Raw genomic sequence first — 25,107 nt, 5'->3', positions numbered from 1 at the left:
AAATGCTTTATTAGAACAGTGCAATCGATTTTTTACACTTTAAAATATTTTTTAATCATTTAAACTGATATTAATCAAATAAAGGAGAGCATTATGTTAACAGTAATTTTTGGTCGTGAAGGCTGCCCATTTTGTGTACGTGCTAAAGACGTAGCAGAACAATTATCAAATGAACGTGATGACTTTAAATTTCGTTACGTAGATATAATTAAAGAAGGCATCAGTAAAGTTGACCTTGAAAAGTCAGCTGGTAAACCTTGCCCTACAGTTCCGCAAATTTTTATTGACCAAGATCATATTGGTGGATTTACAGAATTTGAAGCTTACGCAAAAGAAAACCTAGGGCTCTATAAATAAGCCTTAATAAGCTCTGTATCAAAAATGTTAACCAGTTTAATTACCCTAGAATTGAACTGGTTAAATTTCGACCAACATCAACCACATAGAAATTAGTTGTAATTTATACAAGCATTTGCCTCGCGAATCCTATATAATGCGCGCCTCTTTAAATTCGTTGAGGCGTATTAATGTCAGAACCAGTCACGTTTGAATCTCTAAATCTTTCTCCTGCAATTTTGAAGGCAGTTGAAGAGTTGGGTTACAAGACACCATCTGAAATCCAAGCTCAATGTATACCGTTATTGCTAGAAAGAAAGGACGTACTGGGACTAGCTCAAACGGGTACAGGTAAAACCGCAGCATTTGCACTGCCATTGTTAAATAATATTGACCCGTCTGTAAAACAGCCGCAGATCCTTGTACTTGCACCTACACGCGAGCTTGCGATCCAAGTTGCTGAGGCATTCGAACAATTTTCTAAACACATTCGTGGTGTTGAAGTATTGGCACTATATGGTGGCCAGAGCTACAGCATCCAGTTAAGCGCACTTCGTCGTGGCGCACAGGTTATTGTTGCAACTCCAGGTCGATTAATCGATCACATTAACCGTGGCACTATCAAGTTTGATGCTTTACAAGCACTTGTACTTGATGAAGCCGATGAAATGTTACGTATGGGCTTTATCGATGATGTAGAAAGCATCATGGAAAAAACACCGCGCGAAAAGCAAACATGTCTTTTCTCTGCGACTATGCCTAAGCAAATTCAAAACATCAGTAGCCGTTATATGAACAATCCTGAACAGGTTCATATTTCAGCACGTAACTCTACAGTATCATCTGTTGAGCAAGTGTTTTGGAATGCAAGCGTACACAAGAATAAAGCGATTGTTCGCTTCTTAGAAGCTGAACAGTATGAAGGTGCTATTGTTTTCGTACGTACACGTAACGATACAGTACAACTTGCTGAGTTATTAGAGCGCGAAGGTTTCTCTGCTGCTCCACTTAACGGTGACATGAACCAGCAAGCACGTGAACGCACTGTAGAACGCTTAAAAAGCGGCATGCTAAATGTTGTTATTGCAACAGACGTTGCTGCTCGTGGTCTAGATGTTGACCGCTTAAGCTTAGTTATCAACTACGATATCCCACAAGATTCTGAAGCCTACGTTCACCGTATCGGCCGTACAGGTCGTGCTGGTCGTACTGGTAAAGCAATTTTATTCGTAAAACATAACGAACGTTATTTACTTAAAAATATCATTCGTCATACGAAGTCTGAAATTGCACAAGTTGAATTACCAACTGCAAAAATCGTTGAAGAAAAACGTATTGAAGCGTTACAAGCAAAATTAACTATTGCGCTTGAAAACAAAGACATCACGTTCTTCAATGACGTAGCTACTAACATGGCTGAAAAACTTGACCTTCCACTTGAAAGCTTAGCTGGTGCGTTACTGTGTTTAGCACAGCAACAGTCTCCTATTAAAGTTGAAGAAGTTAAGATTCAACCTCGTGAGCGTAACGAACGTAACGATCGCAATCCACGTAGTAACGACCGCAATGATCGCGGTGGTGACCGTGGTCGTCGTAACGAACGTGGCGGCGAACGTGGTGGTGAACGCGCTGAGCGTAAACCTCGCGAACGTAACAGTCGTGATGCAGGTCCTATGGATACTTACCGTATCGAAGTAGGTCGTGAACACGGTGTTCAAGTTAAGAACATTGTTGGCGCTATTGCTAACGAAGCTGACATCTCAAGCAAGTTTATTGGTGATATTCGTTTACACGACAATCACAGTACGGTTCAGTTACCGCAAAACATGCCTAAAGATGTACTTGATCATTTCCAAAAAGTGTTTATTTGTAAACGCCCTATGGGTTTAACAATTACACAAGATCAAGGTCCTGCAGAACCACGTGCAGAACGCTCTGAACGCCCACCGGCTGACAAAAAGCGTAGCTTTAGTAAAGACAAAGATGACAGCCAACGCGGTGATAAGCGTACTGGTCCTCGCAAAGAACGTCGCCCAGTAAGCTTTACAACGCCGAAATAAGCAACGCTTCTTTAATAAAAACCTTGCCACGTAAGTGAGCAAGGTTTTTTTGTGCCTGAATTTTAGCTAGCAATTTATAGAGTATTCTAAAGAGCACTATAATTCTTACTCATAAAACGCCCTACTCGATATATACCAATCTGCTTATATGGGGTCTATTTAACAACAAGAAGACGGCACTGTAATTAGGAAAAATTTATATCTAGTTGTTCTAAAAAATTAACGGCATTATGGAATGGATTAACTCACTAAATTGTTCAAATACTTATGTAGATTAGTATTTTTCTATAACCGTGTAAAATATCTAATTACATTCGTATAAATAAACTAGCCTACTCGACAGAGCTTATGCCCAAAAGCAAAAAAACACGATTGCGCTAAGCAAGTCGTGTTTTTATATTCTGCTAAAAGAGCTGTTAAGCGAGTGCTTTAACTTCTTCCCATAGACGCACAACTAATGCTTTGTCTTCTTCGTTAAGCTCACCATTACGATATGCTTTAACTAAGCTTTGCTCTACGGTATCGTTTAGCTCATCTATACTGATTGTCAGCTTTTCTACTTCGGCATAACCTACTGCAAGATCGAAATGACCTCGTAAATAGCCACCTGCAAATAACTCATCGTCAGTTGCTTTTATTACTAAATCATCGAAGTACTGCTGGGCTGCATCGATATAGTTCACTAAACTCATTTATTAATCTCCTGGTTTTGCAGAGCACCTGTATTTTCAAGGTTTTGATGCCCTACTGCATACATAATATGGTCGTTATATCCGGTGGTTACTTTAATATAACCCGTTAATTCATCATCTAATTCGCTGTCGCCAGTATCACAAATAAGGGGGCGACCATTAAGCGCTTGTAGCTTTGTTTTTGTTGCTACTACAATAATATTTTCTTTGCCAATTGCACGTATAAGCGCGGGGCTTAATTGCTGATTACCACGACCAAATATATGTCCTTGCCCGCCAATTAGGGTAATTACCAATTTAGTATTTTGCTCATGAGTAAGCTCAAGTAATTGCTTAGCCATTAAATCTTGGGCAACTATGGTTTGATCTTTTATTAAATCAACGCCAAGCAATGTATTCTCAAGTCCCATTTCTTCCATTATGGCTTCAACGGTTGAGCCGCTACCCATAATATAAAATGTGTCTTCATCCATTTGCGATACAACATGCGCAGCAATATCAGCTAGTACTAATTCGTCGGTTTCTTTACCGCCATTTTTAACAGCTTGCATATAACGTACTTCGCTGGGTGTTTGCATTTCGCCATAACGTTTTGCTTTTACCGTACCTTGCCTAAAGGCATCTTCATCTATATCCATTACATCTGCATCAGCTAAGGTAACTAACTCACCTTTAACCAGCATTTCAACTACGCGCCCTGCTGCTTTTGGTGTAATGGCGTATACACCAGAATGAATTTTACAGCCTGCAGGAATACCAAGTACCGGAACGGTATCCTCTATTGCATGGCAAATATTACGCGCTGTACCATCGCCACCGGCAAATAAAACCAAATCAACGCCAGAGTCTTTAAGTATTTTTACCGCATTCTCAGTATCATCTGGGGTTGTTATAGCAGCAGTGTTGTATATAACCTCAACATTAAAGCTCAAAGCCTTTGCTGTTTTCTCACCCATGTCGCCGTTAACAGTGTAAATAATTAAGCGTTCTTTATAAGGTAATAGCACTTCAAGCGCTGCTTTTGTACGGCTATTTGCCTTTGGCTCTGCGCCTAATTCTATTGCTTTGGCAGCAGTTTGCGCGCCATCACTGCCTTTTAAAGCAACTGTTCCACCTAAACCCGCTACAGGGTTTACAATTAAACCTAATTTAAACGCCATCACAAAGCTCCTTCGGGTGTTGCCAATTAAACTGTTGCGCGGTTATTGGCCACGGTGTGTTATAAAAATGGGATAGTGCTTTTAAAAGTAATTCTGTACGAGAGTTAAAGCCATTTTCGATAAGCGATAATACACGCGCATGCACTCGTTGTTGAAAATCAAACCGACATGTTTGCTCGCCGTTTAAGTTATCCACCGACACATTAAAATTAAACCCTGCAGCGGTACTTAATAACCACTCTATAGCTTGAGGCTTTACTTCAACGTTTTCAAATTCGGCTTGCTTTTTTTCATCACGACCATCGGGGCAGTACCAATAACCGTAGTCTTCTTGTAAACGACGTGCATCGCCTGCTACTAGCCAATGCGCAGTTTCATGCAATGCACTCGCGTAAAAACCATGAGCGAATACAACCTGATGAAAAGGGGCTGTATTATTAGCTGGAATATAAATAGGCTCATAATCGCCTTTTATCAATCGGGTATTATAACTTTGATAAAAAGTGCGTTCAAAAATTGAAATTAGATCAGCTATTTGATGCATAAAATTAGGCTAATTAGTCTCGGTTACAGCGCTATTTTGCGCATTAAAAACGAGACGAATTGTACGGGCTTTTACAGCTAAAGTAAAAATAAGGCGAGATAGTAAAAAATAAACGGTTAACCATTCACTTTATTGATGTTTTTAATAATACCTAAACTGTAAAGAGTATTACCAAGCTCTTTATGCTGTGTTTTTTCACTTGAGGTTTTATTGGCTAAGCTAGCTAATATATCGTAACGTTTACGAATAGTTCGTATATATCGCGCATGCCTACGGCATTCAAAGCAATGAGTACAATGCGAATCAACCCAAAAGCCCAGTACTTCAAACCAGTATTGTTGCTCTTGAGCAAAGAAAATAAATGCCTTAGAGCAAGTCTCGCACTGCTCCTCAATATCTACATAGAGTGTTCGAGGATAAATGGCATAATTTTGCTTTTTTATATCAGCCAATATTACCGTATTAGAAAAATACTTGAGGTTTGCGTAACGCCAATGCGCACTCTCAATTGCTTCAATAGTCGAAGGTGTATTAGTAATTATTGGTTTATCGCCATACCTTGGATGGTTAAGGTACATCAGCTCGCCTACTTTAAAGTTATGGTTTTAATACTAAAAAGTAAATCATATAAAAGCAATAATTATGCAGGCGTGCCTGCTTCATCACATTCTACAATATCGGTTTCGGCTAATGCTTGTTTAACCCAGTTTTGTAGCACTGGGCAGCTCATAACCTGCTCACAGTAACGATTAGCTTGTTCAGATAAACTAATTTGGTAAGTTTTTAGTCGCAAAATAATTGGTGCATACATAGCATCAACAATACTAAATTCACCAAATAACCATCTATCAGGATAAGTAATTTGTTGTTGGTTAAATATTTCGTCAATACGGGCAATGTCTTTTTTAGCAGCATCAGAAAGTGTAATTACACGTGTGGCGCGAATATTCATTGGCATTTCGTTACGTAGTGCCAAAAACCCTGAATGCATCTCAGCACTTAGACTACGTGCTTTAGCTCGATGAGTTATATTTGTTGGCCACCCTGCCCCCAACAAATAAGCATCGTTTATGTATTCACAAATAGCTAATGAATCCCAAACAACTAAATCACCATCAATAAGCACTGGTACTTTTTGCACTGAAAGCCGCTTTTGTAATTCATTATAAAAATCAGGTGTATCCAGTACTAATTGCACCTCACTAAATACAACACTGAATTTACTCATTAAATACCATGCTCTAAGTGACCATGTCGAGTAATTTTTATTACCAATAAATAATTGCATTGTGACTTCCTAAATGATTAAGTTAAGTCAATATACGTTACGACTTAGGTGAATACTCGCCAAAATTTGTCATACCACATATCAATTAAATTGATGTATTAAAATATTAGGAATTAAGATGGATATCGATTCACTTCGCACATTTTTAGCATTTGTAGATACAGGTAGCTTTACTCGTGCCGCACAACAAGTGTGCCGTACGCAATCAGCGGTCAGTATGCAAATGAAAAAGCTAGAGCGTGATATTGGTAATTCATTATTTAGTAAACAAGGTCGACAACTTGTACTTTCTAACGCAGGTATTCAACTAGCAAGTTACGCTAAACAATTAATCGCACTACACGATGAAGCATATAAACAATTAAAAACAAGCACAGTACAAGTTCGTATCCGTTTAGGTTGCCCTGATGACTACGCCAGTTCAATATTGCCAAAAGTTGTTAGTTTGCTCCATCAGCATATTAACCAACTAGATTTACAAATCAGTTGTGCTTCAACCACAGAGTTAAAAAATCAGCTCGATCAAGGCTTGTTAGATATAATAATTGCCACCCGCTCACCAAGCTCTGAGGAAGGGTACTTTTTGTATTCAAGTTCGGGTGTGTGGGTTAAGAGCGAGCAATTTATTTATGACTCAAATATGACCTTGCCCCTCGCCATTTTTATGCGCGATTGTAAGTTTCATCAGGCAGCAATTGAGGGGCTACTAAAAACGGAGCGACAATTCAAAATAATAGGTTGCTGCGCAAGCTTAAGTTCACTTGAATCTTTAGTGAAAAGTCACTTAGCCATAGGCGCCATTGCTCAGGTAAGTAAAGCCGATTCGTTATGTATTATTAATGACATTACCCTTCCCGCTTTACCGGTTATTGATATTGTTTTGTTACATGCCAACCATGCACACAATCCTATAAACCAAAATACAGTAAAAAAAATAGCTGAACAGTTTACTTTTTAAGTAAAACTTAAAGCTTACCCTGTTTAATTAAAGCATTTTTTAACAATTGAGTGTTACGCGTATTTGCTTTAAAAAACGCATCAAATATATCGCCAAACAGGGGGATTGATCCTACAAAAAAATCTATCAGCATATTAATTATAATTTTTAGTTTTATGCGTTTACTCATCCCCATACGCTGCGCTTCTAGCAATACATAGCTTGATAATATAAGCCCAGCGGCATCGCCAATCACAGGAACAAGTCCAATAACAGCATCAATCCCTATATTAAATTTAGTAAAAGGAATGCCAATGCTGCTGTCGGTAATTTTACTAAAACGCTCAAGTCGCGTTATTGCTGCGTGTATTTTTTGCTGGGAGCGTTTTACATTTTTTGCTTGTGTCGTATTCGTCATAGTTAATAACCTCCATAAAAGATTATATAAACTAAACTTGAACTAGCCCTGAAGTGTTAATGCTAGCGTGATCAATTAGCAAAATGGGATATAATATTCTTGTTGTAATTCACTCATACTATTAACTTGAATAGCCTTATATTATTTCATCTTTAGGTATTACTTTATTAATAAAGATTTCTGAGACGCCCTGTTTTATTAACGTGTATTTTTCTACTTTTCCTAAAGGTGGTTCAAAACGTATTAAATTCAACTTATACCAGCCAGTACTAATTCTGCTTATCATCTTTTCACAAAAGTCAGACCACTCTTCGTTATATTCGTTTCTTTTAATATCTTTTGTTAAATAACACATTGCATCGGCTAACCAAAAAAGTGATAACGCAACACCAAAGTCACAGTTCTCGTTATCTGCAACTGCATTTATTACCTCTAAGCCGTTGTCCCAATTATAAGCTTGAGCATATTCCAGTAAAAAAAATGGATTTTTTGAATTGCTCACTATATTTACGCTTATTTTTAGATCAACTTCATACTGAGCATTATTTATTAACTGTCTTTCAAATTGAGAAATCATATTTATTGCCTAATAAAAACAGAATAGTTAAATGTTTACCAAGATATTGTTGTCTGATTTTAAATATAACGTCTCTTATATTTTCGCTTTAACTCTATAATTTAATGGTACTTTGATATAAAAAAAAGCGCCTTTCGGCGCTTATTTTATACCATATTAACGTTTTAAACTGAGCCGTTAATTGGCCCGTGTTCGTGATTTACATGTGGATTTTGTCCGCGTTGACGCAGTAAATGATCCATCAGTGTAATGGCCATCATTGCCTCAGCAATAGGCACGGCACGAATACCAACACACGGATCGTGACGTCCTTTGGTGATCATCTCTACTGCTTCGTTTTCAGTATTAATACTTTTACCTGGAATAGTAATACTCGACGTTGGCTTAAGCGCTATTGAAGCAATAATATCTTGCCCAGTAGAAATACCGGCAAGTACGCCACCAGCATGGTTTGATGTAAAGCCTTCAGGGGTTAATTCGTCGCGATGTTCTGACCCTTTTTGCTCAATAACATCAAAGCCGTCACCAATTTCAACGCCTTTAACTGCGTTAATACTCATTAATGAATGTGCAAGCTCAGCATCGAGCCTATCAAATACTGGCTCCCCTAATCCTACTGGTACATTGCTTGCCACTACTTTTACTTTAGCGCCTACTGAGTCACCTTGTTTTTTAAGGTCACGCATGTATTCGTCAAGTGCTTCTAGCTTGCTTGCATCAGGGAAAAAGAATAAGTTATTTTCAACTTCGTTCCAGTCAAATGTCTCAGCCTTAATAGGACCAAGTTGGCTTAAACATGCTTTAACTTCAATACCATGAAATTGCTTTAAGTATTTTTTAGCGATAGAGCCTGCCGCTACACGAATAGCTGTTTCGCGTGCAGACGAACGACCGCCACCACGATAATCACGCAGACCGTATTTATGCCAATACGTGTAATCGCCATGACCAGGGCGAAATACATCTTTAATTTTTCCGTAGTCTTTTGAGCGTTGATCGGTATTTTCGATAAGTAAACCGATGCTTGTGCCTGTGGTTTTACCTTCAAAAACGCCTGAAAGAATTTTTATTTGATCGTCTTCACGGCGCTGCGTTGTGTAACGGCTTTGGCCTGGTTTACGACGGTCTAAATCTATTTGTAAGTCGGCCTCTGTGATCTCAAGACCTGCGGGAGTACCATCAACAACGCCGCCTAATGCAACGCCGTGGCTCTCACCAAAGGTGGACACTTTAAATAACTGTCCAATGCTATTACCTGCCATTAACTTTCCTCATTCCTAATGACTACCAATAGCCAAGCACATGGCTTGGCTATTCATTATTTTTACTTATTTTGTAAAATACTCATCTAACTGCTTTTTGCTAATTACAAATACACCTAAGCCGCCTTGTTCAAACTCAACCCATTCAAACGGCGCACCCGGATACAGTGCATCCATATGTACCATAGAGTTCCCTACTTCTACAAATAACAAACCGTTATCAGTTAGATGCTCACTTGCTTCGCTTAATATTGTACGTGTTACATCTAATCCATCGTGACCTGATGCAAGCCCAAGCTCTGGTTCATGATGAAATTCGCGAGGTAAGTCGGCCATATCTTCTGCATCAACATACGGTGGGTTTGCTACTATTAAGTCGTATTTCTGACCTGGTACACCACTAAATACATCAGACTGAATTGGTAGCACGCGGTCACTTAACATGTAATCGCTAATATTTATGTCAGCTACTTCAAGTGCTTCATACGATATATCTACCGCATCAACTTGTGCCTGCTCAAATGCTTGTGCAAGCGCTATTGCAATACAACCAGAGCCAGTACATAAATCTAAAATACGGTTAACCGACTCAGGCGCATCTAACCACGGAGTAAAACGGTTGCTTATGAGTTCAGCAAACGGAGAACGTGGAATAAGTACGCGCTCATCAACATAAAACGGCATACCAGCAAACCACGCTATGTTTGTTAAGTAAGGTACTGGCGTGCAATCGTTAATGCGTTCTGCAATAAGACCTGATAACAGGTTTTTTTCTGTGCTTGTTAAACGCGCATGCATTAATTCTTTTGGTGCATCAACAGGTAAACTAAGCGCAGGAAGTAGCAAACTTACAGCTTCATCCCAAGCGTTATCTGTACCGTGTCCAAAAAATATACCACTACTTGCAAATTGGCTTGTAGTCCAACGTAACCAGTCATGTAAAGTTGACAGTTCTGCAACGGCTTCTTCTAATGTTGCTTCTTCTATTTGTAAATCGTTCATATATTTTTACCTGTAGTAGCTTACTGACTGTTTTGAGTCTTTGAGACGATTGCATTGCCTATCTGCGCTGGGCAAATTACAATTGCCCCTCATTTAAGTATTGTACCGCCTTTTGCGCTGCGTTTTTACGTTTTTTTGTTTAGGTAAAAGTTATGAAAAAAGACATTCCACTACATTCGTCCCTAAGCAATGACGATATAAGCTTATTTCGTCAAACGATCACAGGCGCTAAAGTATTCAAACAAGATACTCATCGTTTTGATACAAAACCTAAGGTGTCACAAGCTAAGCAATTTGCCCAGCAAAAAAAGCAGGCACAGTCTGAATTTTTTTTCTCAGACGTTTATATTCCCGATATAGATACCCACGGAACAGTAAAATATGTAAAACCTGGGCAAGACAGCTTTTTAGCTAAACAGCTTCGCCGTGGCGACTTTGCACCCGACTTAACGCTTGATTTGCATGGCTTAAATAAAGAATTAGCTAAAGATGAACTTGCTGGCCTAATTCACGAATGTAAAAAACAGCATTATTATTGCGCGTGCGTTATACATGGTATTGGTGGTGGCGTACTAAAACACAAAGTCCCCCAGTATTTAGTGCAGCACCCAGACGTTATAGCTATGCATCAGGCCCCACTTGAATATGGTGGAAGAGGCGCAGTGCTCATACTAATCAATTTGCCGCAAAGCGATGAGTTTAGACGCTAAATTAATCTATTACTAGGATGTAACTACGTGCACATTTTTTCGATTATTTTTCCGCTCATATTCATTGTTGCGCTAGGGTATGCTTGCTGCCGATTAAACTTTTTTGAAAAGCAACATATTGCAGGGCTTAGTAAATTTACTTTTTATATTAGTTTACCGGCTTTTTTATTGTTAAATATGTCGCAAATTAATTTACAGGAGAGCATTAGCCTTTTTGCATTTTTAAGCTTTTACATACCCGTACTGACTGTGTTTGGCTTAGGTATTTTAATCGACCGCTTTTATTTAAATAAAAAGCACTTAAAAAATTATCAACAACACGGTGTGTTTGGTCTTGCTTCTAGCTATTCCAACATGGTGCTTGTAGGCATTCCTATTGTTATTGCGTCATTGGGGAAAGAGATGATTGCAATTGCGTTTATGATCATCACTTTTCATAGTACATTATTGTTTGCGCTTACTTTTTTAATAGGAGCTAAAGGCAGTAGCGATAAGTTTTCATGGTCACACTTTGGTAAGAGTATGGTATTAAACCCTATTGTACTAAGTATTGGTTGTGGGCTTATATTAAACATATTGGGAGTAACACTGTTTACCGACTTAGCAAATAGTTTGGAGCTATTAGCTAAACCAGCAATTGCATGTGCATTATTTGTGCTTGGTGCAAATTTAGCTTTTTATAAAATAGCCGCAAATTGGCAACCAGCCCTAATTGCATCCGTTTTAAAAATAACTCTATTACCGGCATTAGTGCTATTGATAGGTACTTATGTATTTAAACTAGACACGCAAATACTTAATGTATTAGTACTTTTAAGCGCATCCCCTGTTGGTGTAAATGCCTACCTCATTGCGAGTCAAATAAAGCAACACGAAGCCACACTTGCTGGCGCTGTGGTGTTGTCTACTATTTTAAGTGTTATTAGTTTTACATTTTGGCTGGCTATATTATTGTAGCCAAAATTAAGACTCTGCGCTTTTCCTCTTTTTAAATTAATTTGGGTAACTTGACCATAATTACATATCTCTAACTTTAACCAGTATAGCAATGTAACAACGCTTTCCATTACCCAAGCCTCACCACAAAGTACCCACAACATAAACAAAAGCAACTACATTTAATATAGTTGTTGCTATGCACTTATCAACTTCTAAAGACTATAAATACCAACACTTATACAAAACTTCGATTGGAGTCGCAAAGAATGCATTACGAAATTTTTGGCGTCATTTATACAAATAAAATAAATCATATGAATGAGTTATATATCTTCTATGAGGAATACAAAGTTGAAGTACTTGCTAGACTACCCTTTTTCTTATCTGAATTAGTCGAGCCATTCACGGCAAATGAGTTCTACTACTTTATAGAAAAACATGGTGGAAAAAAAATTTACTTAGGAAAGCATAAATCAAAATTAGAAATGAGATTGGGGATAGATTTAACAGAATCTCATTATTGTAAACTTTGCTCTCTTGCTGACTCATCTGGGTATATTGAGATCCCTAATAGGTGGGGCATATTTAGCTTACTTAGAAAAATAGCGTATGAAAATTCGATAAAGAACGGCATGGCTAATGAAGAATTAATCAGAGTTTTCGGTATTAGTCAGCGTACTATATTAACAGTTAGAAAAAAATTACAATTTTAAAATAATCATAAGATCAGTTCTTATTAACTTATTTTCTTTTAATACCTATAACTGACGTAACAACGTCACAACGGAATATAAAGATGATTAAATTTGAAATGCTGATACATGAACTTCACTCAAGTATTAAGCAAGCAGCTAACGAGGTTGAGGCCCAAGGTATAAAACACATCAATAAATTCTTTGAGATTGTAGAGATACCTAAAACGAATGTAACAGATCTTGATGACGAATCGATTCAAAAAATTAAAGTTTTTATTGATAGTAATGATACAGAATCAGCACTCAACATTCTCAATAACCACAATGAGAAACTAGCATCAAATAATCAGGTTCGTCGCGTACTTAAGCCCAAAACAATGCAAATGGCCTTTCCTGATAAAGACCACAATGGACCTAAGATCAGCTATGTCGATGTACCAATTATCACTCTAACACCAATCAGCTCAACAAAAATACAAGAAGTTATCATTAAAGCAAAGCTAGAAGTTACAGCTAACGAACAAAATGAATTATTAGTCGCATTTCCAAAGCAAACTCAAGGAGGCATTTTTTCTACATCGCACGAAAAAAGCACTTCTAATGTGGAAATCGAAATAAAACTTCAAGGAGGTGAAACTCCTGAAGGCCTTCAAAAACTTGTTGAAGGTTACGAGCGTTCACTTAGAGCGCAAATCCCTGGATAAAAAGCTAACATTAGAAAAAGGATACTATAATGGAAAATTCACTAGTAAGTATGGCTCAACAATTTTCAGGTTTACCAATGAAATCTTTAATTGGTGCTCCTTTAAATGCAGCAGCTGATGCTAATGCGAACATGGCAATGACCCAAACGCAGTTTCTATTAGAAACTTGTTTTCAGCCAGTTAATAAAGACGACAAAGAAGGAGGTATACGTAGACCAATTATGGTTAAACTTGAAATAACTCGCCCCGTTATTGATCAAAATACAGGTGAGTCATCAGATCCTGCAGTCTCTACTTTAAATTTACCTATTTTAACTATTCTACCATTAAACTCACTTGCCATTAAAAATGTCGATGTTAGTTTTGAAATGGAAGTAAAGAGCTCTTATTCGCACGACACTGAAAAATCAGATAGTCAGAGTGGAGAAACTAGTGGCAGCTTTGAAGCTGGTTTTAGCTATATGGGGTTTTCTGCCAAAGTAGAGGGATCAGTTAAATCAACTAGCCAGTCATCATCCTCAGATAAAGAGCACTACGAAAAGTCAAATTCCGCTAAATACACCATAGCAGTTAATGCTGGGCAGTTGCCACTTCCTGAAGGGGTAACAACAATAATCCAAGCATATACGGCAGCTATTCAACCTATAATGATTAAACCCCCTCAAGATTAGAAATCAAAATCTTAACTAACAGCATATACGCGTCTTTTATAAAGGCGCTATTTAAAAAATAGGAATTACTATGAATTTAACAAATACAATTAACTGTCCTCACTGTCAGCATTCTAAAATTATTATTAGTATTGAAGCCTTATGTGCTGGAGATAAGTTTTGCTGCCAATTATGTAATACTGTAATTAGCTTAGCGGCAGAAGATAGAATGCAAGTAAAGTCTGCCAGTGAAAAGTTACAGTCTAGCTCCGCCATAGGAAACTGTAATAGCGATTATGCTAAGTTTAGTTAATAGTATCTGTATTATTATATGGGTTCTTTTAACCAATCTCATTTATATACAATCCAATCTTAAAGTTGATCTCAATAGTGAAATCGACTTTTAATATTTCTATTCAACATCTCTGTAATGCACTACATTACTTATTGTAAAAAGAATCATATGACCATTCTTATACTTAATATTATTTTTGTTGCTATTATCAATAAGTAATTTAGTGCAACAAAAAAAGGTGAAAATATGAAAACGACGAATATAAAATTAATTAAAGTCATTGTATGCTCATTAAGCTTATTATCACTTAGTAGCTACGCGGAATGTATAGTCAGTGAACATGCCACTTTCCCTCAAGAGCAAGGTAGTATCACTTTGTGGCAACAGTTAATCCGAAATTCAGATGATAACTCACTTGCTATTTTTTGGGATCAGGGCAATTGCTCTATATCAAAAGGTCCTCACGATGGTGGGAAAGCCCCAGATAAGGGGAATGGTTCTACATTGCATATAACTATTGAAGATGGCTTTAGAACATGCCACGTTTTTAACCAAAAAAACAGTGAATTAAGAACACTGACAACTTGTAATCCATAGCTGAGACTAAGGGTATTTATCCTAAAAGCTTAACAGTCATATGCAGTGCCTCTTACTTACTCAGCAAAAGAGGAGACATTTACAAACCACCAGCTACATCAATAAAACTACCCGTTGTAAAAGCAGCATCACTGGAAGCTAAAAAGTAAATTGCAGCAGCAACTTCTTCAGGCTTATCCCCTCTGCCAAGTGGTAGTTTGTTTTTAAGCCGATCTACACGATTTTTATCGCCACCATCGCTATGCATATCAGTGTAAATAAGCCCTGGTCTGACTGAATTAACACGAATACCTTTACTTGCAACTTCTTTTGCTAAACCAACAGTCAACGTATCTATAGCCCCCTTTGAAGCAGCATAGTCTATGTATTCATTAGGAGATCCCGTTTTAGCAGCCGCAGAGGATACATTAACAATACTGCCGCCATTTCCCATGCGCTTTACCGCCTCACGGCTACACAAAAAAGCACTGGTAATGTTTGTTGTCAAAACTTCGTTTATTCGCTCAGCATTCATATCTAACAAAGGCATTTGTGGTTTTAAAATACCGGCGTTATTTACTAATACATCAAGTTGACCAAACTCTTTATCTATCTGAGAAAATAAAGCTAAAACATCCGCCTCTTTCGATACATCTGCTTTTATAACTTGAGCTCTAACACCAAGGCTTTTTACTTTACTTGCAACTAACTGCGCACTTGCTAAATCAGACTTATAGTTAATGCAAACGTCATAACCCTGCTTTGCAAAATAGAGTGCCGTAGCCGCACCAATTCCTCGGCTAGAACCAGTAATAAGTACAACAGGAGAACGAGTCATTAAAGCTCTATAGTGCTTTTAAAGCGGCGACAACTGAAATTTCAACAAGTAAAGCATCTCGAGCCATTTTTGCTTCTACGCAAGCACGAGCAGGAGCATACCCTTCGGGTACCCACGCATGCCATACTGCGTTCATATCAGCAAAATAATCCATACTTTTAACGTAAATAGTAGCACTTAGCATATGCTCTTTTGAACTGCCGGCTTCATTAAGTAGTACTTCTACCTTGTCGAGCATAGTTTGGGTTTGATCTTTAATGTTTTGCTCAGCATCAGCACATACTTGTCCGCATAGATAAACTGTACCATTGTGTTTTACAATGCGACTCATGCGCGCACCGGTTTGAAGCCGTTCGATTGTCATGCTCTTTACTCTATATTATTTAGGGTTATACATTTTCAGGAGCGTTTATGCTCATATATTGACTACGCTGAGTTTTCTCATCGTAATTAATTACTGCGATTGCACCAGTGTTAAAAATAGGCATATTTCCCGGACTTAACTGATCAACCAAATAGCTAACAATAGGCATATGCGCTACTACAAGCCAAGAATCACATTCTGGGTGTAAAGCTATTAAAGTTTCTAGATAGTCGGCAGCAATGTGTGGTTTGCCTTCGGGTACTATATCGTTGGTGGTTTCACTAAATTTGAAGATATTATTTTTTGCTACACCCTGTGCAGTTTGTTGTGCACGAATGTAAGGACTAACTAACAAAGCATCGGGTGAATGATTTTTGCTAAGCCATATGCCCATTTTTTCAGCTTCTACATGCCCTACTTGAGTTAAATTTCTAGCTGCATCGTCAGCCTGCATAGGTGTTGCTTCGCCGTGGCGCATTATTAGGATTGTTTTCATAAAAAATCAACCGATTAAAGAATATAAAACAGTAGCCAGTCTGCCCATTTGTCCGCTATATTAACAACATAAACCTATTTATTTCTAAATAGTTCTTTCATGATATTCAGGTAATCTTTTAGCACTCTTTCGCTATCCTGAAGCTATCATTTGTTGTTAACAAGTAAACGTTTAGTTTCAGGAGCATCATTTGAATATCAGTCGTAACGATAACAGAGCATACCGCGCCCTCACACTGGACAATGGTCTAAAAGTACTATTAGTGCAAGATAAAGATTCAACAAAAGCAGCTGCATCTATGGCTGTTAATGCTGGTCATTTTGACGACCCTATTGATAGACAAGGCTTAGCTCATTTTTTAGAGCATATGCTTTTTTTAGGCACTGACCAATTTCCAGACTCTGGTAGCTTTAATAATTTTGTATCTCAAGCCGGCGGTAATACAAATGCGTGGACTGGTACAGAGCATACCTGCTACTTTTTTGATATAAATAATCAAGAGTTTGAAGAAGCGCTAACGCAATTTAGCCGTTTTTTTATAGCACCACTTTTAAATCCAGCCGAAACAGAAAAAGAACGCAATGCGATTGAAGCTGAATTTAAGCTCAAAATTAAAGACGACGGTCGCCGCATCTACCAAGCTCACAAAGAAACCGTTAATCCAGCTCACCCTTTTGCTAAATTTTCGGTGGGTAACTTACAAACTCTCGCAGATAGAGAGCGCTGCATAAGTGATGAGTTACGTGATTTTTTTAATACTTTTTATCAAGCCCAATGGATGACCCTAGTTATTTGTGCAAACGAAGAGCTTGATACATTACAAAGCTGGACTAACACATACTTTAACGAGATTAATGGCAGTAAAAACCTTAAAAAACCAGAAATTAATGAGCCACTATATCGCAAACAAGATATTGGAAAAATACTCCATATTGAGCCACATAAACATATGCAAAAGCTTATCGTTAGCTTTGCAATGCCAAATATTGATGATTTTTATCGCCATAAAACAGTAAGTTTTATTGCTCATTTATTAGGTTATGAAGGTGCTGGTTCACTTTATTCTATTTTAAAAGAGCAAGGTTGGATAAACGCGCTTTCTGCCGGTGGCGGTATTAATGGCAGTAACTTTAAAGACTTTAATATAAGTATGGCGCTTACCGACGAAGGTATTGAGTACTTTGAAGATATTATTGAAATGGTATTTGAGTATATTTGTTTAATTAACGATAACACCGAGCAATTACCACGCCTGTATCAAGATAAAAAAAATCTATTACAAATTGCTTTCGACAATCAAGAAAAGTCACGCCTTATTGATTGGGTTAGTAATTTAAGTGTAAACATGCAGCATTACGATGAAATTAACTACGTGCAAGGCGACTATTTAATGGAAGGCTTTAAAAAAGCGACCCACGAAATGGCGATGCAATGGTTAACACCAAACAATATGCGCATTGTGTTAATACACCCAGATGTAGAACCAGAGCATAAAACAGCATGGTACAACACGCCCTATAAAGTAGAAAAAGTGTCGCCTCACTGGCTTGATGCACTAAGTGATATAAATAAACCGCTTAATGAAATGCTACTGCCTACAGCAAACCCTTATTTAACAAAAAAAGTGGTGTTATTCGATGTTGAAAAACCACAAACAAAACCTGAGCTATTAGTAAATGAACCTGGCTTTGAGTTTTGGTTTAAACAAGACAACACATTTAGAGTAGCAAAAGGTCATTTTTACTTAGCAATGGACTCAGACTTTGCAGTAAAAGATGTAAAGCACATGGCATTAACACGTTTATTTACAGATTTATTTATGGATAGTGTTGGTGAGCAATTTTATCCTGCAGAGCTTGCTGGCTTAAGTTATCACTTAACCTCACACCAAGGCGGATTAACGCTGCATACTGCTGGGCTATCTTCTAGCCAGCTTGAGTTAGTAGATCAACTCATCGATGCGCTTTTCAATGTCGAAATTTGTGCCAAACGTTTTGCAGAATATAAAAAGCAACTAGTAAGGCATTGGCGTAACAGTAATCAAAATAAACCTGTTAGTGAGCTCTTTAGTATTTTAAGTGCCAAAGTTATGCCTTGGAACCCGCAACCAGGGGAACTTGCATCTGCATTAAAAAATACAAGCTTTCAGCAATTTAACGAATTTAGACGCGACTTTTTTAAAGCGCTGCATGTCGAATCGTTTTTACATGGTAATTGGCAACAAAATGACGCGCTTGAGTTTCAGAAAAAAGTAGCGAGCCATTTAAAAAATGCGACAACAATTGATGATTTAAGACGCCCCCTCTTTGAAATAAATAAAGTAACACGTTATGAGTTAGAGCTTCCTTGTAGCGATCATGCCATGGTTATTTATTACCAAGCAAAAACAGGAGACGTAACCGAAAAAGTAAAAATGATGGCGCTTAATCATTTAATGAACCAAGACTACTTTAACGAACTGCGAACAACTCAGCAGCTAGGCTATTTAGTGGGTGCCGGATATGCCCCTTTTAATACTCGAGCGGGTATTGCCTTTTACATACAATCACCTAAGTTTGATGCTAAAACACTAATACACAGGCATAACAGCTTTATTAATCAATATTTAAATAATATAGATAAGCTTGATGAAGAAAATTGGCAACAACAAAAACATGGGTTAACTACACATATAGCCGAAAAAGATAAAAACTTACGTCTGCGCTCTCAACGTTTATGGCTTGCTATAGGTAATAGAGATCATGAATTTAATATGCAGCAAAGGTTACTTAATGCATTAAATGAGTTAACGCTCCAAGATCTAAAAAAGTATGCACTCAACCTTTTTGATGAGAACCGGTCAAGATATGAGCTATTAAGTTCAGTTAAGGTTAATAAACAACAAAACACGCAGATTTATTCGCATTCTCTTTGACTCTTGATCAGCCTTGTTTTAAATTATCATTTGTAAATTTGAAGTAATAAAAAATGATAAAAATAATAATAAAAATAAGCTTGTCACTTATATTACTTGCTTGCTCATTTAAGCTTTATGCTTTTGAGTTATCATTTAATTACGACTCCGATACAATACTAATACTAGCAAGTGCAGTAATTGCACTTGCTTTGCCCTACCTGCTATTTGTGATCCATAAACTGAGGCGCTCTCGTCGTCAGTTAAGCTTGTCTGAAAAACGCTTAAAAAGCACCGTTGAAGGCAGCGGCGATACCCTTTGGGATTGGAATATAAAAACAGGTGAAGTCATTCGTATTAATGATAAATACATGATGAATTCTACTACTCTAATTGGTTTTCCACCTAATAAAAGCCTTATTCACCCTCATGATTTAATGAATGTTGAGCACTTACTTAAAAAGCATTTTGCCGAGCAAACCGTTTTTTTTGAAGCAACTTATCGAATTAAAGACACATTTGGGCGTTGGCATTGGGTACTCGACCGCGGAAAAATAATTGAAAAAGATGCCAACTTATCACCACTTCGAATGACTGGCACTGTACGCGATATATCACAATTAAAGTCGACAGAAGAGCGCCTAAATTTATTTGCTAAATGTGTCGAATCCCTTACTGATGCCTTAGCCATTTATGATAAAAACTTTAAATTAATAGATATAAACCCAAGCTTTTTAACATTGTTTGGCGGCGTGCGTGAGCAATACCTTAATAAAGATTTTAACCTTCCTGGTTACGATCAGAGTTACGTAAATAATATTATAGAAATAGTTAAACAAACCGACCATATTCAACAAGAAGTTAAACTGCGTAATAGCGAACGAGTGTTGTTACCTATTGAAATATCTATTGATGAAATTAAAAACGATCAAAACCAAATTACTAACTACGTTATTGTTTACTCAGATTTAACCGAGCGTAAAAAAGCAGAGTCGCAATTACACAATCTGTCTAACCGCGATCGTACAACTAGCTTACCTAATCGTAATTTATTTTTTACTGATTTACATAAACTCGTTAAGCTTAACTCCCACCATGCGTTGTTAGTGTTCGACCTAGATAATTTTAAAAAAATAAACGATTCTTTAGGGCACCAGTTAGGCGATAGCTTACTTGCCAAGCTCGCTATGCGCTTAAATAAGCTAACCCGTGAGAATGATATGTTTTATCGTTTAGGGGGCGATGAGTTTGCTTTGGTGATGTCTGACACCAACGACATACACGTGATAACACGTATGGCGAAACAATTTTTAGCGGCTATTGCTACACCGTTTAAAATGGCTGGTCACGAACTCGCAATTACCTCAAGTGTTGGTATTGTACTGTTCCCCGAAGATGGTAATACCCCAGAGCTACTTTTAAAAAACGCTGACACTGCTATGTATCATGCTAAAAAGAAAGGTAATAGCTACTTATTCTTTAACGATACAATGAATCGCCAAGCGGTTAAGCGCCTACAAATAGAAAACTTAATGCGCTTTGGTTTAAAACGAGATCATTTTGAAGTTTATTATCAACCTAAAATGAATATTCGAACCGGTAAATTAACGGGTATGGAGGCATTAGTACGCTTTATCACCCCTAAAAAAGACATTATAAGTCCAGGTGTATTTATTCCCATAGCAGAGGAAACCGGACAAATAATCGAGATAGGTGAAGTGGTATTAAATAAAGCATGTAGAGACGTTAAAGAGTGGCTTGATAGCGGTTTATTTAGTGGCAGAGTAGCCGTTAATTTATCCGCAAAACAATTTAGCCTACCGGATTTAACTTCTCGTATTGACGTTATTTTACAAAAAAGTGAGTTACCTTCGTACTTTTTAGAACTTGAAATAACCGAAGGCACTGTAATGGATGACCCTAAAGAAGCCATTGCAATTATGCGCTCGTTAAGTGCCCGAGGAATTCATCTTGCTATGGACGATTTTGGTACTGGCTATTCCTCTTTGGCGTATCTAAAACAATTTCCACTGAACACACTAAAAGTGGATAAAGCGTTTATTGATGATATGAAAAATGAACGCGGTCGTAATATGGTTGACTCAATTGTCACGATTGCACATAACCTTGATTTACATGTAGTAGCTGAAGGCGTTGAGCAAGCAAGCCAAATTGAAATACTTAAAAAGCTTAACTGCGAAACCGTGCAAGGCTATTACTATTCCAAGCCGTTATCTAAAAAAGAATTTACTGAGTTTTTAAAACAGCAACAAAGTAAAGCAGCGCCAAGCTTAATTAGAATTACTAACAATGCAGCATCAATAAATTAAGACGACCTTTTAACTCAAGTTTATAAGTTAAAACAATAAACTTTTACATACAAAAAAGCCGAATTTATATAAGTTCGGCTTTTTAAATTGGGGCCTTATAGCTTACTAGTTTACTTTTCAGCTCGACCCATAAATTTATGCTCAACCGTATTAATACGAATACGATCGCCTGTTGAAATATGCTCAGGTACCGAAATATTCAAACCAGTCGACATACGTGCTGGTTTTGAGCGAGCACTTGCAGACGCGCCTTTAATAGATGGGTCTGTTTCTTCAACAACAAGCTCAACACTTGACGGTAAGTCAAGACCAACTGGTGCGCCGTCAATTACAATAACGTGAACACCTTGCGTTTCTTCATTAACGAATTGAATTTCTTCGCTAATGGCTTCTTTATTTAGATTGTATGGTGTGTAATCTTCATTATCCATGAACACATATTCATCACCATCAACATAAGAAAGCATTACTTCACGTCGCGTTAAATCAGCAAGCGTTAACATGTCACTGTCTTTAAAGGTTTCGTCTACTTTACCACCTGTTACTACATCGTATAAACGCATGCGGTACAAGCTACCACCAGCACGACCTTGCGGTACTGATCGTACGATATCTTTTACAACTAACACGCGACCATTAAAATCAATGGCAGTACCTTTTTTAACATCACTCGCCTTTGGCATGTGGAAATTCCTATTATTTTTTTGATTGCCAGAAACATACCACGAACTGGACTTTGTTCAACAAAAAAGTTACTTCAAACCTCGTTATACATTGTATTAACTTGTAAAATTATAATTTAGACTAAAATACATATAATCAAATGTGTAAAAAACTGCTATTGTAGCTTAACCGAGTATGACTTCAAGGAATGGATCATGGACCAAATAAATGTACATGAGTATTTAATTAAAAAACCACTTGTTCAGGTTACTAAACCGTTTGCTCAAGAGGTTGATGTTTATAAAGTGAATCATAAAATGTTTGCTACCCTTGCTATTGGCAATGATGGCGAAACAAATGATGATGGAGAGACTATTTGGTGGCTTAATTTAAAGTGCGATCCCGATGAAGCACTTTCATTACGCGATACTTTTCCTGCGGTGATTCCAGGCTACCATATGAATAAACGTTTATGGAACACAGTCATTTTAGATGGCTCAATTCCTCAAGGCGAAATTGAACGTATGATTGATAATTCGTTCAATTTAGTAGTAGAAAACATGCCAGAAAAAGACCGTAAAACAATAGAACAGCACTTGTAAACGCCTATTACTATTTGGGCTAGTACGCTAGCCCAATTAAATTACACCTTGAGTGTATAAATAAGGTCGTCATATAATTCATTATTAATTGTATGCACCTGAAATAGCGTGTCGGTAAGTGTTAATCCGCACTTGCTAAGTACATTTTCGGAGCCCTTATTACCGCGAGTAACTACCCCTTTAAACTGTGTAATACCGCATTGCTTCCACGCCCACTCTATAACCGCTCTTAATGACTCAGTCGCATAACCTTTACCAAAATATGAGGGTAAAAATAAATACCCTAACTCAGCTGTAATTCCATCATACGTAAAACCGCTAACACCAATTACTTGCTCGGTTTCATTATTTATAACAGCTAAACATAACGGGTGCTGTTCACTCGGATACCATGCTGGTAAACGCTGCTCAAACCGCTGCCTAACAAATACTTCCTTTGGCTCATCAAAACAATGTAAAAGTACTTTAGGCTCTCGATGGAGCTGTAAAAAAATAGCCCAATCGACTTCATTGATTTGACGCATACTTAATCGTTCTGTAAATAACTGCATATACCCTTTACCTTCCAGAAAACTTAAATAACCTGAAACACCATAACAACGAGGCTTTACAAATTCCAAGCAAAAAAATACCGCTTACTTAGCAAGTGAGCGGTATTTTAGTAATTAGTTTATAAAAACTTATTACGCTTTGTATTTACTCATAACTAAAGTGGCGTTTGTGCCACCAAAGCCAAAGCTATTTGACATAACTGTATTTATTTCAACATCACGACGTTCAGTCACAATATCAAGACCAGCAGCTTGTTCATCTAACTCATCAATATTAATTGAAGGTGCTACAAAGCTGTGCTCTAGCATCAATAATGAGAAAATAGCTTCGTGAACACCAGCAGCACCAAGTGCATGCCCTGTCATTGCTTTAGTTGCACTGATCATTGGTGACTTACCACCAAATACTTCTTGAATCGCGCCTAACTCTTTAACATCGCCTACAGGTGTTGATGTGCCATGCGTATTTAAGTAATCAATGCTGTCTACATCTTTCATAGCTTGGCGCATACAACGTGCTGCACCTTCGCCTGATGGAGCAACCATATCGTAGCCATCAGATGTTGCACCGTAACCAACAATTTCGCCGTAGATGTGAGCGCCACGAGCAAGTGCATGCTCAAGCTCTTCAACCACAACAATACCGCCACCGCCAGAAATTACAAAACCGTCGCGATTTGCATCATACGTACGAGATGCTTTTTCTGGTGTTTCGTTATACTTAGTAGAAAGTGCGCCCATAGCGTCAAATTCCATTGCAAGTGTCCAGTGTAGTTCTTCACCGCCACCAGCAAATACAACGTCTTGTTTACCAAGTTGAATTTGCTCTACCGCGTTACCAATACAATGCGCCGATGTAGCACATGCAGAGCTAATTGAGTAGTTAACGCCTTTAATTTTAAATGGTGTTGCTAAACATGCAGACGTGGTGCTTGCCATAGTACGCGGTACCATATAAGGACCTACGCGTTTAACGCCTTTTTCACGTAAAATATCTGCAGCTTCTACTTGCCATTTAGACGAACCACCGCCAGAACCAACAATAATACCAGTGCGCTCATTTGATACTTGGTCGTCAGACAAACCTGAGTCTTCAATTGCTTGCGTCATTGAAATATAAGAATAGGCAGCAGCATCACCCATAAAGCGCATTGCTTTACGGTCAACATGCGCTTTAACATCAATATCAATTTTTCCTGATACGTTACTGCGTAACTTATAATCAGCAAATTCTTGGTTAAAAGCGATACCACTTTTGCCAGTTTTTAACGATTCTAATACTTCTTCTTTGTTGTTACCAATGCTTGATACAACACCAATACCTGTAATTACAGCTCTTCTCATGGGTAATTCCCTTAGCTTAATACTAAATTGTGTTCTATTTTACGCGAATTTAATCACCTAAGTGGTCCGCTTTCTAGCGTACACTTGTACTCTGAACTGCTAGCTTATAAATAACGCCGGACTATTTCAAAGAAAACGCGTAAAATAATTAAAAAATATTATTTGTAAAATTTAATTAATC

Annotated in this window: 28 protein-coding genes; 13 read left to right on the top strand and 15 right to left on the bottom strand. The window is 37.6% G+C overall.

Translation table 11 applies throughout. From position 1 onward, the window contains the following. Positions 1-93: 93 nt before the first annotated feature. The gene (locus I6F65_RS10910) at positions 94-357 is read left to right on the top strand and encodes a GrxA family glutaredoxin (RefSeq protein ID WP_024610146.1); all 264 of its coding nucleotides are present in this window, start codon (positions 94-96) and stop codon (positions 355-357) included. Positions 358-527: 170 nt separating this feature from the next. Next, entirely contained in the window at positions 528-2,396 is a 1,869-nt protein-coding gene (locus tag I6F65_RS10905) for a DEAD/DEAH box helicase (RefSeq protein ID WP_166111081.1), read from the top strand. A 416-nt stretch (positions 2,397-2,812) separates the two neighbouring features. Here I6F65_RS10905 and I6F65_RS10900 read toward each other — a convergent pair whose 3' ends face one another. The 5 genes from I6F65_RS10900 to I6F65_RS10880 all read right to left on the bottom strand — a co-directional run bounded on the left by I6F65_RS10900 (position 2,813) and on the right by I6F65_RS10880 (position 6,080). Continuing rightward, positions 2,813-3,088, bottom strand: coding sequence for a YfcL family protein (locus I6F65_RS10900; RefSeq protein ID WP_024610148.1), 276 nt, complete (start codon positions 3,086-3,088; stop codon positions 2,813-2,815). Next, complete coding sequence (locus tag I6F65_RS10895; protein ID WP_197112862.1) at positions 3,085-4,248, bottom strand: ATP-NAD kinase family protein; 1,164 nt, start codon at positions 4,246-4,248, stop codon at positions 3,085-3,087. The genes I6F65_RS10900 and I6F65_RS10895 overlap by 4 nt, the downstream gene beginning before the upstream one ends. Next, positions 4,238-4,792: an elongation factor P hydroxylase gene (locus I6F65_RS10890; RefSeq protein ID WP_197112860.1), complete on the bottom strand. Its 555-nt coding sequence runs from the start codon at positions 4,790-4,792 to the stop codon at positions 4,238-4,240. Before I6F65_RS10890 ends, I6F65_RS10895 begins: the two co-directional genes overlap by 11 nt. Before the next feature lie 116 nt (positions 4,793-4,908). Beyond that, positions 4,909-5,370, bottom strand: coding sequence for a zinc-ribbon domain containing protein (locus tag I6F65_RS10885; protein ID WP_197112858.1), 462 nt, complete (start codon positions 5,368-5,370; stop codon positions 4,909-4,911). A gap of 62 nt (positions 5,371-5,432) precedes the next feature. After that, a complete protein-coding gene (locus tag I6F65_RS10880) occupies positions 5,433-6,080 on the bottom strand; it encodes a glutathione S-transferase family protein (protein ID WP_197112856.1) in 648 nt (215 codons plus the stop codon). A gap of 118 nt (positions 6,081-6,198) precedes the next feature. Between I6F65_RS10880 and I6F65_RS10875 the strand changes: the two genes are divergently transcribed. Beyond that, the gene (locus I6F65_RS10875) at positions 6,199-7,038 is read left to right on the top strand and encodes a LysR family transcriptional regulator (protein WP_197112853.1); all 840 of its coding nucleotides are present in this window, start codon (positions 6,199-6,201) and stop codon (positions 7,036-7,038) included. Between the two features lie 7 nt (positions 7,039-7,045). Here the strand turns inward: I6F65_RS10875 and I6F65_RS10870 are convergent, their stop codons facing one another. The 4 genes from I6F65_RS10870 to prmB all read right to left on the bottom strand — a co-directional run bounded on the left by I6F65_RS10870 (position 7,046) and on the right by prmB (position 10,276). Beyond that, positions 7,046-7,435 (bottom strand): DUF4112 domain-containing protein, encoded by a 390-nt coding sequence (locus I6F65_RS10870; RefSeq protein ID WP_024610152.1) that lies wholly within the window; start codon positions 7,433-7,435, stop codon positions 7,046-7,048. A 136-nt stretch (positions 7,436-7,571) separates the two neighbouring features. Then, on the bottom strand, positions 7,572-8,012 hold the full coding sequence (locus tag I6F65_RS10865) for a DUF4274 domain-containing protein (RefSeq protein ID WP_024610153.1): 441 nt from the start codon (positions 8,010-8,012) through the stop codon (positions 7,572-7,574). Between the two features lie 164 nt (positions 8,013-8,176). Next, complete coding sequence (aroC, locus tag I6F65_RS10860) at positions 8,177-9,274, bottom strand: chorismate synthase (RefSeq protein WP_024610154.1); 1,098 nt, start codon at positions 9,272-9,274, stop codon at positions 8,177-8,179. A 66-nt stretch (positions 9,275-9,340) separates the two neighbouring features. Next, positions 9,341-10,276: a 50S ribosomal protein L3 N(5)-glutamine methyltransferase gene (gene prmB / locus I6F65_RS10855; protein WP_024610155.1), complete on the bottom strand. Its 936-nt coding sequence runs from the start codon at positions 10,274-10,276 to the stop codon at positions 9,341-9,343. A 152-nt stretch (positions 10,277-10,428) separates the two neighbouring features. Here prmB and smrB point away from each other — a divergent pair, with 152 nt between their 5' ends. From smrB to I6F65_RS10820, 7 genes are all read left to right on the top strand, one after another. Then, on the top strand, positions 10,429-10,986 hold the full coding sequence (smrB, locus tag I6F65_RS10850; protein WP_024610156.1) for an endonuclease SmrB: 558 nt from the start codon (positions 10,429-10,431) through the stop codon (positions 10,984-10,986). Between the two features lie 27 nt (positions 10,987-11,013). After that, complete coding sequence (locus I6F65_RS10845; RefSeq protein WP_166111069.1) at positions 11,014-11,943, top strand: AEC family transporter; 930 nt, start codon at positions 11,014-11,016, stop codon at positions 11,941-11,943. A 248-nt stretch (positions 11,944-12,191) separates the two neighbouring features. Continuing rightward, on the top strand, positions 12,192-12,638 hold the full coding sequence (locus I6F65_RS10840) for a hypothetical protein (RefSeq protein WP_197112852.1): 447 nt from the start codon (positions 12,192-12,194) through the stop codon (positions 12,636-12,638). 83 nt (positions 12,639-12,721) lie between these two features. After that, entirely contained in the window at positions 12,722-13,324 is a 603-nt protein-coding gene (locus I6F65_RS10835; RefSeq protein ID WP_024610159.1) for a DUF2589 domain-containing protein, read from the top strand. A gap of 29 nt (positions 13,325-13,353) precedes the next feature. Then, on the top strand, positions 13,354-13,995 hold the full coding sequence (locus I6F65_RS10830; RefSeq protein WP_197112850.1) for a DUF2589 domain-containing protein: 642 nt from the start codon (positions 13,354-13,356) through the stop codon (positions 13,993-13,995). A gap of 70 nt (positions 13,996-14,065) precedes the next feature. After that, entirely contained in the window at positions 14,066-14,287 is a 222-nt protein-coding gene (locus tag I6F65_RS10825; RefSeq protein ID WP_024610161.1) for a hypothetical protein, read from the top strand. A 228-nt stretch (positions 14,288-14,515) separates the two neighbouring features. Then, positions 14,516-14,866, top strand: coding sequence for a hypothetical protein (locus tag I6F65_RS10820; protein ID WP_197112848.1), 351 nt, complete (start codon positions 14,516-14,518; stop codon positions 14,864-14,866). 79 nt (positions 14,867-14,945) lie between these two features. Here I6F65_RS10820 and I6F65_RS10815 read toward each other — a convergent pair whose 3' ends face one another. Genes I6F65_RS10815 through sixA form a run of 3 tightly spaced genes read right to left on the bottom strand, consistent with a single transcriptional unit; the run spans position 14,946 to position 16,543 of the window. Next, complete coding sequence (locus I6F65_RS10815; RefSeq protein WP_197112846.1) at positions 14,946-15,683, bottom strand: SDR family oxidoreductase; 738 nt, start codon at positions 15,681-15,683, stop codon at positions 14,946-14,948. A gap of 7 nt (positions 15,684-15,690) precedes the next feature. Continuing rightward, on the bottom strand, positions 15,691-16,047 hold the full coding sequence (locus I6F65_RS10810) for a RidA family protein (RefSeq protein ID WP_197112844.1): 357 nt from the start codon (positions 16,045-16,047) through the stop codon (positions 15,691-15,693). 25 nt (positions 16,048-16,072) lie between these two features. Continuing rightward, positions 16,073-16,543, bottom strand: coding sequence for a phosphohistidine phosphatase SixA (gene sixA, locus I6F65_RS10805; protein WP_166111052.1), 471 nt, complete (start codon positions 16,541-16,543; stop codon positions 16,073-16,075). A 190-nt stretch (positions 16,544-16,733) separates the two neighbouring features. On the opposite strand from sixA, the gene I6F65_RS10800 reads away from it, so the two are divergent. Both I6F65_RS10800 and I6F65_RS10795 read left to right on the top strand, forming a co-directional pair. After that, positions 16,734-19,457, top strand: coding sequence for an insulinase family protein (locus I6F65_RS10800; protein WP_166111049.1), 2,724 nt, complete (start codon positions 16,734-16,736; stop codon positions 19,455-19,457). Between the two features lie 53 nt (positions 19,458-19,510). Then, on the top strand, positions 19,511-21,766 hold the full coding sequence (locus tag I6F65_RS10795; protein ID WP_197112842.1) for an EAL domain-containing protein: 2,256 nt from the start codon (positions 19,511-19,513) through the stop codon (positions 21,764-21,766). A 110-nt stretch (positions 21,767-21,876) separates the two neighbouring features. On the opposite strand, the gene yeiP is transcribed toward I6F65_RS10795, so the two are convergent. Next, positions 21,877-22,449, bottom strand: a complete 573-nt coding sequence (gene yeiP / locus I6F65_RS10790) for an elongation factor P-like protein YeiP (RefSeq protein WP_008168547.1) — start codon at positions 22,447-22,449, stop codon at positions 21,877-21,879. A 195-nt stretch (positions 22,450-22,644) separates the two neighbouring features. Here yeiP and I6F65_RS10785 point away from each other — a divergent pair, with 195 nt between their 5' ends. After that, on the top strand, positions 22,645-23,031 hold the full coding sequence (locus I6F65_RS10785; protein ID WP_024610175.1) for an MmcQ/YjbR family DNA-binding protein: 387 nt from the start codon (positions 22,645-22,647) through the stop codon (positions 23,029-23,031). A gap of 41 nt (positions 23,032-23,072) precedes the next feature. Here I6F65_RS10785 and I6F65_RS10780 read toward each other — a convergent pair whose 3' ends face one another. After that, on the bottom strand, positions 23,073-23,582 hold the full coding sequence (locus tag I6F65_RS10780; protein ID WP_024610176.1) for a GNAT family N-acetyltransferase: 510 nt from the start codon (positions 23,580-23,582) through the stop codon (positions 23,073-23,075). Between the two features lie 132 nt (positions 23,583-23,714). After that, on the bottom strand, positions 23,715-24,926 hold the full coding sequence (fabB, locus tag I6F65_RS10775) for a beta-ketoacyl-ACP synthase I (RefSeq protein WP_024610177.1): 1,212 nt from the start codon (positions 24,924-24,926) through the stop codon (positions 23,715-23,717). Positions 24,927-25,107 lie beyond the last annotated feature (181 nt).

This window comes from Pseudoalteromonas sp. SWXJZ94C (assembly GCF_015864385.1).
Classification (GTDB): Bacteria; Pseudomonadota; Gammaproteobacteria; order Enterobacterales; family Alteromonadaceae; genus Pseudoalteromonas.
This window is presented reverse-complemented; position numbering and strand designations above follow the sequence as displayed.